Source organism: Saccharothrix sp. (assembly GCF_031180885.1).
In the GTDB taxonomy this organism is placed as follows: domain Bacteria; phylum Actinomycetota; class Actinomycetes; order Mycobacteriales; family Pseudonocardiaceae; genus Actinosynnema.
The window spans coordinates 25,737-40,481 of the sequence record NZ_JAPSLK010000043.1 but is presented as its reverse complement, the minus strand read 5'-3'; the positions used below and the strand labels follow the sequence as shown (position 1 = coordinate 40,481).

General features: G+C 70.7%; 14 protein-coding genes and 1 pseudogene. 5 read left to right on the top strand and 10 right to left on the bottom strand.

The genetic code is table 11. The features are described from left to right. Positions 1-51: 51 nt before the first annotated feature. The 3 genes and pseudogenes from RIN75_RS32745 to RIN75_RS32735 form a co-directional block, all read left to right on the top strand. Positions 52-207 (top strand): annotated as a pseudogene (locus RIN75_RS32745) (FAD-dependent oxidoreductase); the annotation flags it as partial. 248 nt (positions 208-455) lie between these two features. After that, complete coding sequence (locus RIN75_RS32740) at positions 456-773, top strand: hypothetical protein (RefSeq protein WP_375296054.1); 318 nt, start codon at positions 456-458, stop codon at positions 771-773. Between the two features lie 34 nt (positions 774-807). Next, positions 808-2,682, top strand: a complete 1,875-nt coding sequence (locus RIN75_RS32735) for an ABC transporter ATP-binding protein (RefSeq protein ID WP_375296053.1) — start codon at positions 808-810, stop codon at positions 2,680-2,682. Here RIN75_RS32735 and RIN75_RS32730 read toward each other — a convergent pair. The 8 genes from RIN75_RS32730 to RIN75_RS32695 form a co-directional block, all read right to left on the bottom strand. Beyond that, a complete protein-coding gene (locus RIN75_RS32730) occupies positions 2,652-3,179 on the bottom strand; it encodes an SRPBCC family protein (RefSeq protein ID WP_309115933.1) in 528 nt (175 codons plus the stop codon). The genes RIN75_RS32735 and RIN75_RS32730 overlap by 31 nt on opposite strands. 45 nt (positions 3,180-3,224) lie before the next feature. Further along, complete coding sequence (locus tag RIN75_RS32725; protein ID WP_309115932.1) at positions 3,225-4,313, bottom strand: M20 family metallopeptidase; 1,089 nt, start codon at positions 4,311-4,313, stop codon at positions 3,225-3,227. A 9-nt stretch (positions 4,314-4,322) separates the two neighbouring features. Continuing rightward, the gene (locus tag RIN75_RS32720; RefSeq protein WP_309115931.1) at positions 4,323-5,327 is read right to left on the bottom strand and encodes a transcriptional regulator TrmB; all 1,005 of its coding nucleotides are present in this window, start codon (positions 5,325-5,327) and stop codon (positions 4,323-4,325) included. A 9-nt stretch (positions 5,328-5,336) separates the two neighbouring features. Continuing rightward, on the bottom strand, positions 5,337-7,025 hold the full coding sequence (locus tag RIN75_RS32715; protein ID WP_309115930.1) for a hypothetical protein: 1,689 nt from the start codon (positions 7,023-7,025) through the stop codon (positions 5,337-5,339). Positions 7,026-7,046: 21 nt separating this feature from the next. Next, positions 7,047-7,664, bottom strand: coding sequence for a response regulator transcription factor (locus RIN75_RS32710; RefSeq protein WP_309115929.1), 618 nt, complete (start codon positions 7,662-7,664; stop codon positions 7,047-7,049). Further along, a complete protein-coding gene (locus RIN75_RS32705; RefSeq protein WP_309115928.1) occupies positions 7,661-9,283 on the bottom strand; it encodes an AMP-binding protein in 1,623 nt (540 codons plus the stop codon). The genes RIN75_RS32710 and RIN75_RS32705 overlap by 4 nt, the downstream gene beginning before the upstream one ends. Positions 9,284-9,302: 19 nt before the next feature. Next, complete coding sequence (locus tag RIN75_RS32700) at positions 9,303-10,454, bottom strand: GAF domain-containing protein (protein WP_309115927.1); 1,152 nt, start codon at positions 10,452-10,454, stop codon at positions 9,303-9,305. A gap of 194 nt (positions 10,455-10,648) precedes the next feature. After that, positions 10,649-11,920, bottom strand: coding sequence for an MFS transporter (locus tag RIN75_RS32695; protein WP_309115926.1), 1,272 nt, complete (start codon positions 11,918-11,920; stop codon positions 10,649-10,651). Between the two features lie 121 nt (positions 11,921-12,041). Here RIN75_RS32695 and RIN75_RS32690 point away from each other — a divergent pair, with 121 nt between their 5' ends. Beyond that, positions 12,042-12,722 (top strand): aspartate/glutamate racemase family protein, encoded by a 681-nt coding sequence (locus RIN75_RS32690; protein ID WP_309115925.1) that lies wholly within the window; start codon positions 12,042-12,044, stop codon positions 12,720-12,722. On the opposite strand, the gene RIN75_RS32685 is transcribed toward RIN75_RS32690, so the two are convergent. Beyond that, positions 12,719-13,387 (bottom strand): fibronectin type III domain-containing protein, encoded by a 669-nt coding sequence (locus RIN75_RS32685; RefSeq protein WP_375296052.1) that lies wholly within the window; start codon positions 13,385-13,387, stop codon positions 12,719-12,721. The two genes, RIN75_RS32690 and RIN75_RS32685, sit on opposite strands and share 4 nt — an antisense overlap. Further along, a complete protein-coding gene (locus tag RIN75_RS32680) occupies positions 13,384-13,980 on the bottom strand; it encodes a hypothetical protein (RefSeq protein WP_309115923.1) in 597 nt (198 codons plus the stop codon). The genes RIN75_RS32685 and RIN75_RS32680 overlap by 4 nt, the downstream gene beginning before the upstream one ends. A gap of 151 nt (positions 13,981-14,131) precedes the next feature. On the opposite strand from RIN75_RS32680, the gene RIN75_RS32675 reads away from it, so the two are divergent. Continuing rightward, complete coding sequence (locus RIN75_RS32675) at positions 14,132-14,737, top strand: hypothetical protein (protein ID WP_309115922.1); 606 nt, start codon at positions 14,132-14,134, stop codon at positions 14,735-14,737. Positions 14,738-14,745 lie beyond the last annotated feature (8 nt).

Sequence of the window (14,745 nt, the reverse complement as noted above, 5' to 3'; positions counted from 1 at the left end):
CCGCACTAGTGCACTAGTGCACCAAGCAGCAATTGACCAGCCAGTACACCTATGTACGGCGTACACATGAGCACCGTACTGATCTCCGGCGCGAGCATCGCCGGCCACGCCCTCGCCCACTGGCTGCGCCACCACGGCCTCACCACCACCGTCGTCGAACGCGCCCCCGCGCCCCGCCCCGGCGGCCAGGCCGTGGACATCCAGGGCACCGCCCGCGAGGTCATGGACCGCATGGGCGTGCTGGACGAGATCCGCGCGGCGCCGCGACGACGCCTTCCAGCGCGACCTGATGGCGCGGACTTGCGTCGGCGAGGGCTGGGAGGTGCCACGACTGCTCCAAGACCTGCGCACCGCCGACGACTTCTTACTTCGACCGCCTGTGCCAGGTCCGCCTGGGCTCCTGGTCACGTGGCCGGATCGCCCTGCTCGGCGACGCCGCGTTCTGCGCCTCCCCCATGGCGGGCAACGGCACCAGCATGGCCCTGGCCGGCGCGTACCTGCTGGCCGGCGAACTGGCCACCGCACCCGACCACGTCATCGAGTTCCGCCGCTACGAGGAGCGGATGCGGGAGTACGTCGACAAGTGCCAGAAGTTCGCGTTCGGCGGCATGGACGGGCTGCCGCCCAAGAGCCGCATGTTCATCAGGATGCGGGACCTGACGCTGCGGATCGTCCCGCACGTCCCCGGCGGCACCAAGATCTTCGGCGACCTCCAGAAGATCGCCAACACCGTGACCTTCCCGGACTACCGCCCCGTGCGCAATTCGCCTTGACCTCCACCCAACTCCAGGTCTTACGTTCTCGGCCATGGACATGGAAGTCACCGCGTGGATGTCGCTGTACCACATGACCAACGCGCAGAACGACAAGAAGCCCTTCTCCAAGGCGACCTTGAAGCGCATCTGGTCGTTCGCCCGGCCCCACAAGACCCGGCTCACGCAGTACCTGGTGGTCAGCGTCGTCGTGGCGGTGCTCGCGGTCGTGACGCCCGTGCTGGCCGGACGGATCGTGGACGCCATCGTGCACGGCTCGTCCTACGAGGTGGTGCTGGGCCTGGCCGGGATCATCGCGGGCATCGCGGTCGCGGAGGCGGCGCTGGGGCTGCTCGCCCGGTGGCTGTCGGCGAGCATCGGGGAAGACCTCATCTTCGACCTGCGCACCACCGTCTTCGACCACGTCCAACGCATGCCGATCGCGTTCTTCACGCGGACGCGGACCGGCGCGCTGGTGTCCCGGCTCAACAACGACGTCATCGGCGCGCAGCGGGCGTTCAGCGACACGCTGTCCAGCGTCGTGGGCAACCTGGTCACGCTGGCGCTGACGTTCGCCGTGATGGTGGGCCTGTCGTGGCAGATCACGCTGCTGGCCCTGGTCCTGCTCCCGGTGTTCGTCCTGCCGGCCCGCCGGATGGGCACGCGCCTGGCCCGGCTGGAGCGGGAGGCCGCGAACCACAACGCCACCATGAGCACCCAGATGACCGAGCGGTTCTCCGCGCCGGGCGCGACGCTGGTGAAGCTGTTCGGCCGGCCCAGCCGGGAGTCGGCGGAGTTCGCGGTGCGGGCGCGGCGGGTGCGGGACATCGGCGTGCGCTCGGCGATGGTGCAGACCGTGTTCCTCACCGCGTTGACGCTGGTCTCGGCGCTGGCGTTGGCGCTGGTCTACGGCCTGGGCGGCTTCTACGCCCTGCGCGGCGAGCTGGACCCGGGTTCGGTGGTGGCGCTGGCGCTGCTGCTGACCCGCCTGTACGCGCCGCTGACCGCCCTGGCCAGCGCGCGGGTCGAGGTGATGAGCGCGCTGGTGAGCTTCGAGCGGGTGTTCGAGGTGCTCGACCTCAAGCCGCTGATCGAGGAGAAGCCGGACGCGCGGACCGTGCCGGACGGGCCGGTGTCGGTGGAGTTCGACGGGGTCGGGTTCGCCTACCCGTCGGCGGACAAGGTGTCGCTGGCGTCGCTGGAGGAGGTCGCCGTGCTGGACACCCGGGGCGGGGTGGACGTGCTGCACGACGTGTCCTTCCGCGCCGAACCGGGGCAGCTGGTGGCGCTGGTCGGGTCGTCGGGCGCGGGCAAGTCGACCATCGCCTCCCTGTTGCCGCGCCTTTATGACGTGGACAAGGGTGCGGTTCGATTGTCCGGTGTGGACGTTCGCGACCTGTCGCTGTCGGCGATCCGCGACACCCTGGGCATGGTCACCCAGGACGGGCACCTGTTCCACGAGTCGATCCGGGAGAACCTGCTGCTGGCGCGGCCGGAGGCGACCGACGAGGAGGTGTGGGACGTGCTGCGCCGGGCGCGGCTGGCCGACCTGGTCGAGTCGCTGCCCGACGGCCTGGACACGGTCGTCGGCGAGCGCGGCTACCGGCTGTCGGGTGGTGAGCGGCAGCGGCTGACCATCGCGCGACTGCTGCTGGCCCGACCGCGCGTGGTCATCCTGGACGAGGCCACCGCGCACCTGGACTCGACGTCCGAGGCGGCGGTGCAGGCGGCACTGGCCGAGGCGCTGGACGGCCGCACCGCCGTGGTCATCGCGCACCGGCTGTCCACGATCCGCGCCGCCGACCAGATCCTGGTGGTGGAGGGCGGCCGGATCGTGGAGCGCGGCACGCACGCCGACCTGCTGGCGGCGGGAGGCCGGTACGAGGAGCTGTACCGGACTCAGTTCGCCGAGGAGGCTTCCGTGTCCTGAGCCAGTGGCGCCAAGGACTCGAAGTAGGCCTTCTGGGAGGGGTAGTAGTCGTCGAAGTCGGGGGCCGGTCGCCCGGCGCGGGCGGCGGCGAGGCGGTCCAGGTAGTACTCCCAGCCTGGGCCGATCTCGCCGATGCCCTCGGTGGACTTCAGGTGGTGCACCAGCTTCAGCCGGGTCTCACCGTCCACTTCGGACAGCAGGAGTTCGAGCTTCCACACGCCGTAGGAGTCGATGGTCGACACGGCCAGGCGCAGCGGCGCGGCGCAGGCGTCGATCCGGGTCTCCATCCAGGGCCGGCCCTCCTCGAAGGCCATCTGCACCTTGATCCGGCGGCCCGGCGCGGCGTCGCCCTCCCAGGGGCCGAACCAGGCCGCGGTGCGCTCGGGGTCGGTCACGCTCGCCCACACGTCCTCCACGTGCGCGCGGAACGTGCGGGTCAGCACCAGGTCCGCGCCGGTGGGCGTGGGGACCAGGGTGGCGCTCGGTAACGGGGTCATGCCGTCCTCATCTCTCGTCCTGACATCCCAGCGTAGTCATGGGCGTCACCCGTTCGGCAGAGCTTTCAGATATGCGGTCAGCGCGGCGTGGTAGGGCACGACGGTGGTCAAGTCGGCGTACTCGTCCGGACCGTGCTGACCGTCACCGCCGATGCCGAAGATCACCGCGTCGATGCCGCGCTGGTGGTAGAACCGGGAGTCCGCCGCGCCGTGCTTGCGCAGCAGGTCCCCGCTGAACCCCTGGTCACGGGCGGCCCGCCGGAGGGTCCGCACGTCGAGGCTGTCCGGATCGGCCCGGTGCGGCGGCTCGACGTGGGGCACCTCGACCTCCGCGCCGGTCAGCGCGGCCAGGTGGGCGGCGACCTGGGCCGGGTCGCGGAAGTCGGTGTCCTCGGGCGGGAACCGGATGTCCAGCCACGCGGACGCGTCGGCCGGGATCTGGTTGAGCGCGGTGTTGGTGGTCTCGACGCGGGCGATGTTGACCGTCGTCCGCCAGGCCTCCTCGGTGGCGGGCGGGTAGGCGGCCAGCAGGGCGTCCAGCGACCGCATGAGCTTGACCAGGGCGTTGTCCCCCAGCCACGGGTACGCGCTGTGGGCGGCCCGGCCCTTGACCGACACGCGCGCGTCGACCAGCCCTTTCGACTCGGTGACCAGCCGCAACGCGCTGTGCTCGCCGATCACCACGAACCGTCCGGTGACACCCTGCTCCAGCTGGTGCAGCGTGCCGTCCCGACCGCCGACCTCCTCGTCCGTGACCAGCTGGAGCCCGACCGGGAACGGTGTCGGCACGTCCCGGAACACCAGGGCCAGCACCAGCGCGGACAGCTTCATGTCCTGCGCGCCCCGCGCGTGCAGCCGGTTCCCGACGCGCACCGGCGCGAACTGCTCGGGCGCGGCCGGGACGACGTCGAGGTGGGCGTTGAACAGCACCCGGAAGTCGGGCCGCGCACTCCCCCGGTACACCAGCGCGCTGGGTTTGCCGTTCGACTCGAACCGCTCCACCGTCAGGTCCCCGAGCAGGTCGAGCACGAAGTCCAGGGCGCGCAGCAGGTCCGCGGGCCGGTCGGCGGTCGAGGGGATGCGCAGGAGGTCGTCGGCCAGGGCAAGGAACTCGTCGAGGTCCACGGACCCCATCGTGCCGGGTCACAGCCACCCGCGCCGCTGGGCGTGCAGGGCGAGCTGGAACCGGGTGGCCGCGCCGAGCCGGGTCATCAGCACCTCGATGCGGCGGAACAGGGTGCGGCGGCTGATCCCGAGTTCCCGCGCCACGTCCCCGTCCGGCACGCCGGCCGCGAGCAGGGCCAGCAGCCGGCGGTCGGCGGGCAGCAGGCGCGGCGGCGGCGGGTCGGTGGACAGGATCGGCAGCGCCTCCCGCCACGCCTGCTCGAACAACGCCACCAACGCCGAGAACAGCCCGCACGGCCGCACCACGAGCATGGTGTTGTGCACGTCGGCTTCCTTGATGGACAACGACACCAGCGCGCACGCGTCGTCGACCACCACCAGCTTCACCGGCACCGACGGCAGCACCCGGGCCTGCTCCCCCGCCCGCACGCACGGTTCGATGCACTCGGCGAGGTACCCGGGGTGGCGCAACGACTCCCGCGAGTACACGACCCGTTGCGTGACACCGCGCTTGAGCGTGGACAGGGAGTCCTCGGTGGCGGTGGCGATCGGGAAGTACGGCGGCGAGTCGAACTGCCGGATCTCCGCCCGCGCGCTGACCCACACCTGCCGCAGCCGCGGCCCGATCGCCTCGCCGGTCACCACCTCGACCAGGTCGTCGTTGTACTGCGCCAACCGCAGCCGCCGGAACGCCTCGAACGCCCCGGCCACCGCGACCCGCGCCTCGTCCAGCTCGGCGGCCCGGTGCCGGCTCAGGATCTCCAGCCCGGTCGCGGGCGGCAGCGGCGCGGCGGTGTCGTCGGCGTCGGTGGCCGCGCACGCCAGTCCGGCGTCGACCAGTTCGGCGTAGGCCGCGCGGTCCAGGCGGTGCAGCGGCAGGGGGCCGTTGTCCAGCAGTTCCAGGTACACGGCGACCGCGCCGGCGCTCACCCCGAGCCGCCGCAAGGCCTCGCCGACCTTCGCGTTCGCCATGACGTGCGAAGCTAACAGCGGGCACACCGCCCGCGCGATGTGCCCGTCCACCCGTTGGTCCTAGTAGTCGATCGTGTTGTGGTACAGGCAGCTCAACGCGTTCGGCCCCACGTCGTAGCCGTCGGCCGCGCGGTGCGCCCAGAACTGGCGGAACGTGTCGGAGACGTGGCCCAGGAAGGTCGTCCACAGCGGGCCGGCCGGGTTCTCCGCGCAGGTGTCACCCGGTTCGTTGGCGGTGTCGTAGAGGTCGATCATCGCGCCGAGCACGCGGCCCTCGACCGCGTCCCCGTTGTCCCAGTTCGGCGTGCCCCAGGTCGGGCCTTCCAGGTCCAGCGTGCGCCCGCCGGGCCAGCGGAACGTCGGGTCGCCCAGCACCGCGACGCCGTACCAGGTCGCGAAGCCCTCGGTCCACGCGCAGCCGGTGGAGCTGGTCTTGGTGATGTAGTGCGGCGAGCAGTTCGGCGCGGGCGGGAAGTCGTCCTCGTAGACGTCGTCCATGATGGCGTGGCCGAACTCGTGCAGCACCAGGATGTTCGAGTCCGGGTCCTCGGCGGCGAGGTGGACGGCGTTCTCCTGCAACGAGTAGTAGGTGCCGTCCGTCGAGTCCGGCGCCCAGTTGATCTTGCCTTGGCGGCAGGTCGTGTCCCGGGCGTCCCAGCACGCGCCGGGCGTCCAGTTCCAGGCCGCGTTCATCGTGTCGAACGCTTCCACGCCCCGCATCATCGCCGGGTCGGCCGGCCGGACCGTCCCGAACTCCACCGCCGCGCCCGCGTTGGGGACGACGTCGGTGTAGAACGAGTAGGGCTTGCGGCTGCGGCCGTTGCGGATGATCCAGTGCGCGTTCTCGGTGGCGACGCGGACGTAGACGTCCTGGCCGCTGCCGTCCTCGTCGGTGTTCTCGTAGCACAGGCGGAACTGGCCGTTGGCGTCGGTGAGCCCGGTGGCGAGCAGGTCGTCCGGGCCGCTCGTGTCGTCGTCGTAGGCCCACACCTTGGCGTTCGGGGAGATCCGGGCGATCCCGTCGTGGTCGACGTAGCCCCAGGTGCCGGTCGCGCAGGCGGTTCCGAGCGTGGCGGCCACGTCACCGGCGGGCTTGTGGCGCAGGTGGGGGTGGGCGGAGGTGGGGGTCGCTGCGGCGCGGGTGGTGCCTTCGGACACGGCGATGCCGTGCTGGGACCGTTGTGCGCCAACGGTGAGGAACGCACTCCCCCGGTCCGACTCGACCCCCGCCCGTGCCACGACTTGGATCTGGGCGGCACCCTCAGCCACCGCACGGACTCTGCCGGTCAGTCGCAGAGGAGTGTCTTCGACGACGTGGGAGGTGCCCGTCGCGTGGTGCGCTCGGCCCCGGTCAGTTGGCGCGGCGGAGGCGACGGTGTGGGAGGTCAGACCGGCGGGGGTTTGCACCCATTCGAGGCCGGCGGGGAGGGAGACGTCGAGCTGGACGTCTGACTGGTTCAGGGTGGTGCGGAGGTCGATGTCCAGCCGGGCTTCACGGCCCAGCGCGGGTGCTTCGGCCAGGTGGACGGAGACGTCGAGGCAGCTCCGCCACTCCCCCGGGCCGTCGAACGGGGTGCAGGGCGCAGCGGCTTCGGCGGTGGTGGCGGAGAGGACGGCGGCGAGCAGGGCTGTGGGCGGCAGGACTCCGCGGAGCACTTGGCGGATCATGAGATCCCTTTCGCGCAGGGTGGAGAACAGGGAGTCCGGGTCTACCAGAGCAGATCCCCGCTGGTGGCCATTCAGTGCCACCGTCACCACCCGGCCACCGCGTCAGAGAAGCTGCTCCTCCTGCGCCCGCCGCACGGCCTCGACGCGGTTGCGCGCGCCCAACTTCTGCATCGCTGTCTGGAGGTAGGTCTTGACCGTGTTGCGGGTCAGACCGAGTTCTTCGGCGATCTCCGGGTTCGTCCGCCCGGTGGCCGCCAGCCGCACGACCTCGTACTCCCGTCGGCTCAACGACAGCCGGAACAGCCTGGCCTGCAACAACGTCCCGCTCGACTCCCGGAGCCGCGGGTCGATCACCCGCACCCCGGCCCCGATCCGGCGCAGCTGCGCCACCAGGTCCGTGTCCGTCACGTCCTTGAGCAGGCACCCGTGCGCGCCGGCGTGCAGGGCGGCCGACAGGGCGGCGTGGTCGTCGTAGGCGGTGAAGATGACGACCTTCGCGGCGGGCGCGGCGGCGGTGATGCGCGGCAGGGCCTCGCTGCCGAGCATGTCGGGCAGGCGCAGGTCCAGCAGGACCAGATCCGGTCGCAGCGCACGGGTTCGGGTGATGGCGTCGCGGGCGGACCGCGCCGAGCCGACCACCTCGATGTCCGGTGTCGACGCCACCAGCGACCGCACCCCGTCGCACACGACGGGGTGGTCGTCCACGACCAGGATCCTCAAGCGTGCTCCACGGCGTCCGCGTCGGCCAGGCCGAGGATTTCCACCGCCCGCTTGCGCATCTCCACCTTGCGCACCTTCCCGGTGACCGTCATCGGGAACTCCTCCACCACGTGCACGTACCGCGGGACCTTGTGGTGGGCCAGCTTCCCCGCGCAGAACTCCTTGAGCGCCTCGGCGGTCAGCGGCTCGGCGTCCGGGCGCAGGCGGACCCAGGCCATGAGTTCCTCGCCGTACTTGACGTCCGGCACGCCGATCACCTGTGCGTCAAGGATGTCCGGGTGCGTGTACAGGAATTCCTCGATCTCGCGCGGGTACAGGTTCTCGCCGCCGCGGATGACCATGTCCTTGATGCGGCCGGTGATGTTGAGGTAGCCCTCGTCGTCCATGACCGCCAGGTCGCCGGTGTGCATCCAGCGGGCCCTGTCGATGGCCTCGGCGGTCTTGTCGGGCTCGTTCCAGTAGCCCAGCATCACCGAGTAGCCGCGGGTGCGCAGTTCGCCCGGGGTGCCGCGGGGCACCGTGCGGCCGGTCTCCGGGTCGACGACCTTGACCTCCAGGTGCGGCATGACCCGGCCGACGGTCGAGACCCGGCGGTCCAGCGAGTCGTCGTGGCGGGTCTGGGTGGAGACCGGTGAAGTCTCGGTCATGCCGTAGGCGATGGACACCTCCCGCATCCCCATCCGCTCCACCACCTGCTTCATCACCTCCACCGGGCACGGCGAGCCCGCCATGATGCCGGTGCGCAGGGAGGAGAGGTCGTAGGAGTCGAAGTCCGGGTCGGCCAGTTCGGCGATGAACATCGTCGGCACGCCGTAGAGGGACGTGCACCGCTCCTCGGCCACCGCCCGCAGGGTCGCGGCCGGGTCGAACGCGGGTGCCGGAATGACGACCGTGGCGCCGTGCGAGGTGGCGGCCAGGTTGCCCATGACCATCCCGAAGCAGTGGTAGAACGGGACGGGGACGCAAATGCGGTCGTTTTCGGTGTACCCCAACAGTTCCCCGACGAAGAAGCCGTTGTTGAGGATGTTGTGGTGGGACAGGGTGGCGCCCTTGGGGAACCCGGTCGTGCCGGACGTGTACTGGATGTTGATCGGGTCGTCGGCGGACAGCTCCGGCCACGCCGGGTGGTCGCCCGAGTGCAGGTCGGTCCACTGTGGAGTGTCCAGCAGGACGACCTGCTCCAGGTTCGGGCACTTCGGGCGGACCTGCTCGATCATCCCGGCGTAGTCGGAGGTCTTGAACGACCGGGCGGCGACGAGCGTGCGGATGCCGGACTGGTTGAGCACGTACTCCAGCTCGTGCACCCGGTAGGCGGGGTTGATGTTGACCAGGATCGCGCCGATGCGGGCCGTCGCGTACTGGACCACCACCCACTCGGCGCGGTTGGGCGACCAGATGCCGACCCGGTCGCCGACCCGGACACCGCTGTGGTGCAGGCCCGCGGCGACGGCGTCGACCTCGTCGCGCAGCTGCCGGTACGTCCACCGCCGGCCGGTGGTCCGGTCGACCAGCGCCTCCCGGTCGCCGTGCGCGGCCACCGCGCGGTCGAAGTTGACGGCGATGGTGTCGCCCAGCAGCGGCACGTCCGAGGTGCCCGACGAGTAGCTCAGGTGCGCCATCACCGGAACGTACCCCAGGTCACACGAGCGCGACCTCTCCGGATGGAGAGGGTGCCGGCAGCTCGCAGCGCAGCACCGCGCCGCCCTCGTCGGTGTTGAGCAGGCTCAGCGTGCCGCCCGTGCGCTCGACCTGGCGGCGCAGGGCGGGCAGTCCCGCGCCCGTGCCGGCGGCCTGCTCTTGGATGCCGACGCCGTCGTCCAGGACCGCGACGGTGAGCCGGTCGGACACCGCCAGCGTGACCACGACCGACCGGGCGCGGGCGTGCTTCTCCACGTTGAGCAGGCCCTCGTCCACCACCCGCTTGACCAGCGCGGCCCGCGCGGGGTCGAGCCGGGGGCTCCCGCCCACCGGCACGAAGCTCGCGGCCACGCCGGAGCGCTGGCTGAACGCGTGCACGGACTCGGCGATGTCGGCGGTCAGCCGCACCGGGTCCCGGTCGGAGCCCACGCGCAGCCGCGAGATGGACTCCCGCAACGCCATGCCCGCAGCCGCCAGCTGCTGCTCGATGCGCTCCAACTGGTCGTCCACGCCCGGCACGGCCTGCTCCCGCAGCCGCCGCACCGACGAGCCGACGCCGAACAGCATCGCCCCCACGCTGTCGTGCAGCGACGCGGCCAGCCGCCGCCGCTCCTCCACCACGGCCGTGTCGGCCAGCGTCACCGCGCCGTCCGCCACGTCCACCGCGAGCCCGGCGAGCCGCGCGAGCCTGCGCAACCCGTCGACCGCGTCGTCCCCCACCTCGGCCTCCCCCCGCACGGCCCCGTACAGCACGCCCCGGACCTCCCCGGTCCGCACCGGCACGGCGGCCATGCTGCCCAGCCCCTCGGCCCGGACGTGCGCGTCGAAGTCGTGCGTGATCCGGTTCGAGCGGTAGTAGTTCGGCACCACGATCGGGCTGCCGGCCGCCGCGACCCGCCCGCCGACCCCGAGCCCGATGGGCACCGGCAGGTCGTGCAGGCGGGAGTCGCGGGTGCCCGACCACAGCCGCAGCACCAGGTCCCGGCCCTCCACCAGGCCGATGAGGCTGACGTCGAACCCGAACTGCGCGCGGATCCGGTCGGCGAGCCCACGCAGGACGGCCCGCGTGTCGAGCAGGCTCACCCGCTCGTCACGGGCCCGCTCCAGCGCGTCCAGCTCCGCGAGCAGTTCGAAAACGTCGTCGTCGTCCACATCGGCCTCCGGTCTGCGCCACGCTAGTGTTCTTGACCGGTCAACTGTGTTGAATTGCGCCGCCTCCGCGTCGAGGCGAGGCCGCCCGGAGGGTCGGCTCGTCACGTCGCCTTTCCCGCCGATCGAAAAGCGTGACCGTCGGAAAGGCGACGCGACAAGCCGACGGCGGCCTCGCGACCGGTCAACGGTGGGGCTCAGGCGGGCTGCGGGACGAGTTCGCGGGCCTTCTCGGCGGTCAGCTTGACCACGCACGCGCACGACACCAGGGCTGTGACCAGCAGAAACAACGCCACCGGCACGAACGAGCGGTACTGCGAGTACAGCCAGGTGGCGATGATCGGCGTGAACGCCCCGCCGAGCATCACGCCCACCTGGTAGCCCAGCGACGCCCCCGAGTACCGCAGCCTCGCCGTGAACAGCTCCGAGAAGAACGCCGCCTGCGGCCCGTACATGGCCGCGAACAGCACCAGGGCGACCACCACCGCGATCACCACCAACCCCGGCGAACGGGTGTTGACCAGCAAGAACGCCGGAAACACCCACAGCCCCGTGGTCACCGCCCCGAACAGGTACACCGGCCGCCGCCCGATCCGGTCCGACAGGTGCGCGAACACCAGCAGCGCCGGCACCTGCGCCACCGCACCCCACATCACGGCGTTGAGCATGGTCGAGCGGGGCATCCCCAGCACGGTCGTCCCGTACGAGAGCAGGTAGGTCGCGAACAGGTAGAACCCGGCCCCGACGACGATCACCGCACCGGCCGCGAGGGCGATGTTGCCGGGGTGCTTGCGCAGGACCTCCAGCACCGGCGAGGACGCCGTGCCTTCCTTTTTGACCTCGCGCATCGCCACCGTCTCCTCCAGGCGGAACTGCGCGTAGAGGGCGACCAGGATCAACGCGATGGAGAACAGGAACGGCAGCCGCCAGCCCCACGCCGCGAACTGCGCCTCGGTCAGCCACGACGACGTCCCCAGGAACACCAGCGTCGACAGCACCAGCCCGACCGGCACCCCGAGTTGCGCGAAGCTCCCGTACAGCCCGCGCCGGTGCGGCGGGGCGTTCTCGGTCGCGATGAGCACCGCCCCGCCCCACTGCCCGCCGACCGCCACGCCCTGTGCCAGCCGCAGCACGACCAGTGCGATCGGGGCCGACACGCCGATGCTCTCGTAGGTCGGCAGCAGCCCGATGACCGTCGTCGAGCCGCCCATCAGGAACAGGGCCGTGACCAGCGCGGCCTTGCGGCCGACCTTGTCGCCGAGGTGGCCGAACAGCACCCCGCCCAGCGGCCGGGCCGCGAAGCCGACCGCGAACGTGCTGAACGCCAGCAGCGTGCCGGCGAGCGGGTCGGCGGTCGGGAAGAACAGCTTGTTGAAGATCAGCGCCGCCGCCGTGCCGTAGATGAAGAAGTCGTACCACTCGATGGCGGAGCCGGAACTGCTCACCGCGATGATCTTGGCCAGTTTCATGGGCGCTCCCGGGGTCGGTCGGATGCACGACCGTGACGCGGGTCTCAGCCGTCCGGTACCTCCCGATGGAGAGGGTCAAATCCGGTTGCCCGGGGTGGACCGGCCGGTCAGAGTGGGCCGCATGCGGACCATCGGGCTGATCGGCGGCATGAGCTGGGAGTCGTCGGCGGAGTACTACCGGCTGCTCAACGAGGAGACCCGGCGCCGGCTGGGCGGGCACCACTGCGCGCCCAGCCTGCTGCTGACCGTGGACTTCGCGGAGATCGAGCAGTTGCAGCGGACCGGGCAGTGGGAGCGGGCCGGTGTGCTGCTCGCCGACGCCGCGCGGACGCTGGAGAAGGCCGGCGCGGAGTTGATCCTGTTGTGCACCAACACGATGCACAAGGTCGCGGGGGCTGTCGCGGATGCGGTGAGCGTGCCGTTCGTGCACATCGTGGACGCGACGGCGCAGCGGCTGGGCAGTCGGCGAGTTGGATTGCTCGGCACGCGGTTCACAATGGAGCAGGACTTCTACCGGGACCGCATGGCCGAGCACGGCATCGAGGTGATCGTGCCCGACGAGCCGGACCGGACGCTGGTCCACGACGTGATCTACCAGGAGTTGACCCGGAACCGGATCGAGCCCGCGTCGCGCGAGCGGTACCGCGAGGTCATGGCGCGGCTGGTGGAGCGCGGGGCGGAGGCGGTGATCCTGGGGTGCACGGAGATCACGTTGCTGGTGGACCAGTCCGACTGCGCGGTGCCGTTGGTCGACTCGACCCGGAGTCACGTCGAGGCCGGGGTGGATTTGGCGTTGGCTTAGCCGCCGGTTCGTTGGTGGGCGGTGTTGGTGGGTTCCCCGTAGGTGTAGGGACGGACGCGGTAGGTGGCGGTTTTCTCGGTGGGGAGGGTGATCAGGCCGAACGAGTGGGTGTCGGGGTCCAGTGCGGCGGCGACTTGGAAGGTGTGGGTGTTGTGGGGGCGGACTTCCAGGAGGTAGCCGTGTTCGCCTTGGGCGTTGTCGGTCCAGGTGAACAGGATTCCGTTGGCGTGTTTGACGGTCGCGGTGAAGTTGGTGGGCTTGGCGGCGGGTGAGCGGGCAGGGTGGGTGCCGGTGTTTCCTTTTTGGGGTGCGGCCCACTCGTGTCCATCCTCTGTGGACACTTCGTCGCCGGGTGGGAGGGTGACGTCCTCTTCGGCGGATGCTGGGCCGTAGTAGGGACGGATGCGGTAGTAGAACGGGGTTTGCGGGATCAGGTCGGGGTGGGTGTAGGTGTTCGTGTCGGGTGAGGCGAACTGGAGGACGGTATAGTCGCCGTTGGGGTCGTGGGCGTATTCGACGGCTTGACCTGCGGCGTCGGGGGTTGGACGCCAGGACAGGGTGACGTCGGTGGACGAGGTGAGGGTGGCGGTGAGGCCGCTGGGCTCCTGGGTCGCGCATGAGGTCAGGAGCACCAGCGGGATCAAAAGTCGTTTCAACTGCGTCACTTGCGCCAGAACCGGATGCCGCTCCAGACCACGGTGACCGGGCCTTGGCCGCTCGCGGTGCGGTAGGCGCCGAACTTGTCGTAGTAGCTGCCGCTCGTGCTGGACACCGTGTGCCGCAACGATCCGTTGATGTACGTGCGGTGGGCGTTGCCGATCGCGTGGACGGTGTTCACGCGCACGGTGGTGCCGACGATCGCGCCACTGGCGATCGTTGTGCCGCCGTGCACCGCGTAGAGCCGTCCGCCTCGTTCGACGGCGAGCATGAAGTACGGGCCGGCGTCGGACCCGTCGCGGAAGGTCTGCTTGAGGCTGATCCGCGTGCCGCCCATGCTGGTGATGCGGAAGGAACCCTCGAACTGCCTGGTCCCGCCGGTGTGGGTGGCGTAGCGGCGTTCGGCGCGCTGGTCGCCGGAGGCGGTGGAGCAGGTGAGGCGGAAGGTCAGGTCGGACACGTCGCCGCAGCCGCGTTCCTGGACGGAGAACGTTGGGGAGTAGGACGTCCACGGGCCGGATTCGACCTGGGCTTGAGCAGGGGGTGCCAGGGCAAGGAGGGCGGCGACGGCGGCGAGGACTGTCAGGGTTTTCCTGGGCATGCGTCTACCTCCTGGTCGTCTCCCCTGGGTGCAGGGAGGGGAGATCCAAGGCGGTGGCGGGCCTGACTGTATAGGAAGCAGACTATTTGCTTCAAGCACTCGAGCGGCGTTTCAGGGAGCCTCCGGTTCGGCGGTGCGGCAGAGTGGGGGTATGGAGCTTTCGCCGCGCGGGGTGTTCGGGTTGGCGCGTTCTGCCGTGGAGACGGCGGTGTCGGTGCCGGGGCGGGTGTTGGGTTTGTTGGAGGCGGCCGAGCAGGTGGTGCGGCGGGCCGATGAGCTGGTGTCGCGGACCGAGCGGGTGCTGGACGAGACCGAGGCGCTGGTGGATCGGGCCGGGGCGGCGGTTCAGGGGACCGAGGCGCTCATGGTGCGGGCCGAGGCGGTGACTGCTGCGGCTGAGCGGGTCACGGAGGATGCGGGGCAGACGGCCCGGACGTCTCGTGAGTTGATGGACAACTACGCGCCCCTGGCGCAGCGCGCGCACCCGTTGGCGTCGCGGTTCGTCGACGAGTTGTCGCCGCACGAGGTGGACGCGGCGATCGAGCTGGTCGACCAGTTGCCCGTGCTGACCAAGCACCTGATGAACGACATCCTGCCGATACTGTCCACTTTGGATCGGGTTGGGCCGGACATCCACCAACTGTTGGAGGTGACCAACGACGTGCGGCAGGCGATCCTGGGCATCCCGGGCTTCACGTTCCTGCGGCGGCGGGGTGAGGACAAGGAGGATCGGGGCGAGGTTCCCGAGATCGGGTGAGCCTCGCC

What these genes read in the sequence shown, in the direction of transcription:
- RIN75_RS32740 (WP_375296054.1), top strand. Translation starts at nt 456, where the DNA reads ATGGCGGGCAACGGCACCAGCATGGCCCTGGCCGGCGCGTACCTGCTG.
- RIN75_RS32735 (WP_375296053.1), top strand. Translation starts at nt 808, where the DNA reads ATGGACATGGAAGTCACCGCGTGGATGTCGCTGTACCACATGACCAAC.
- RIN75_RS32730 (WP_309115933.1), bottom strand. Translation starts at nt 3,179, where the DNA reads ATGACCCCGTTACCGAGCGCCACCCTGGTCCCCACGCCCACCGGCGCG.
- RIN75_RS32725 (WP_309115932.1), bottom strand. Translation starts at nt 4,313, where the DNA reads ATGGGGTCCGTGGACCTCGACGAGTTCCTTGCCCTGGCCGACGACCTC.
- RIN75_RS32705 (WP_309115928.1), bottom strand. Translation starts at nt 9,283, where the DNA reads ATGGCGCACCTGAGCTACTCGTCGGGCACCTCGGACGTGCCGCTGCTG.
- RIN75_RS32695 (WP_309115926.1), bottom strand. Translation starts at nt 11,920, where the DNA reads ATGAAACTGGCCAAGATCATCGCGGTGAGCAGTTCCGGCTCCGCCATC.
- RIN75_RS32690 (WP_309115925.1), top strand. Translation starts at nt 12,042, where the DNA reads ATGCGGACCATCGGGCTGATCGGCGGCATGAGCTGGGAGTCGTCGGCG.
- RIN75_RS32680 (WP_309115923.1), bottom strand. Translation starts at nt 13,980, where the DNA reads ATGCCCAGGAAAACCCTGACAGTCCTCGCCGCCGTCGCCGCCCTCCTT.
- RIN75_RS32675 (WP_309115922.1), top strand. Translation starts at nt 14,132, where the DNA reads ATGGAGCTTTCGCCGCGCGGGGTGTTCGGGTTGGCGCGTTCTGCCGTG.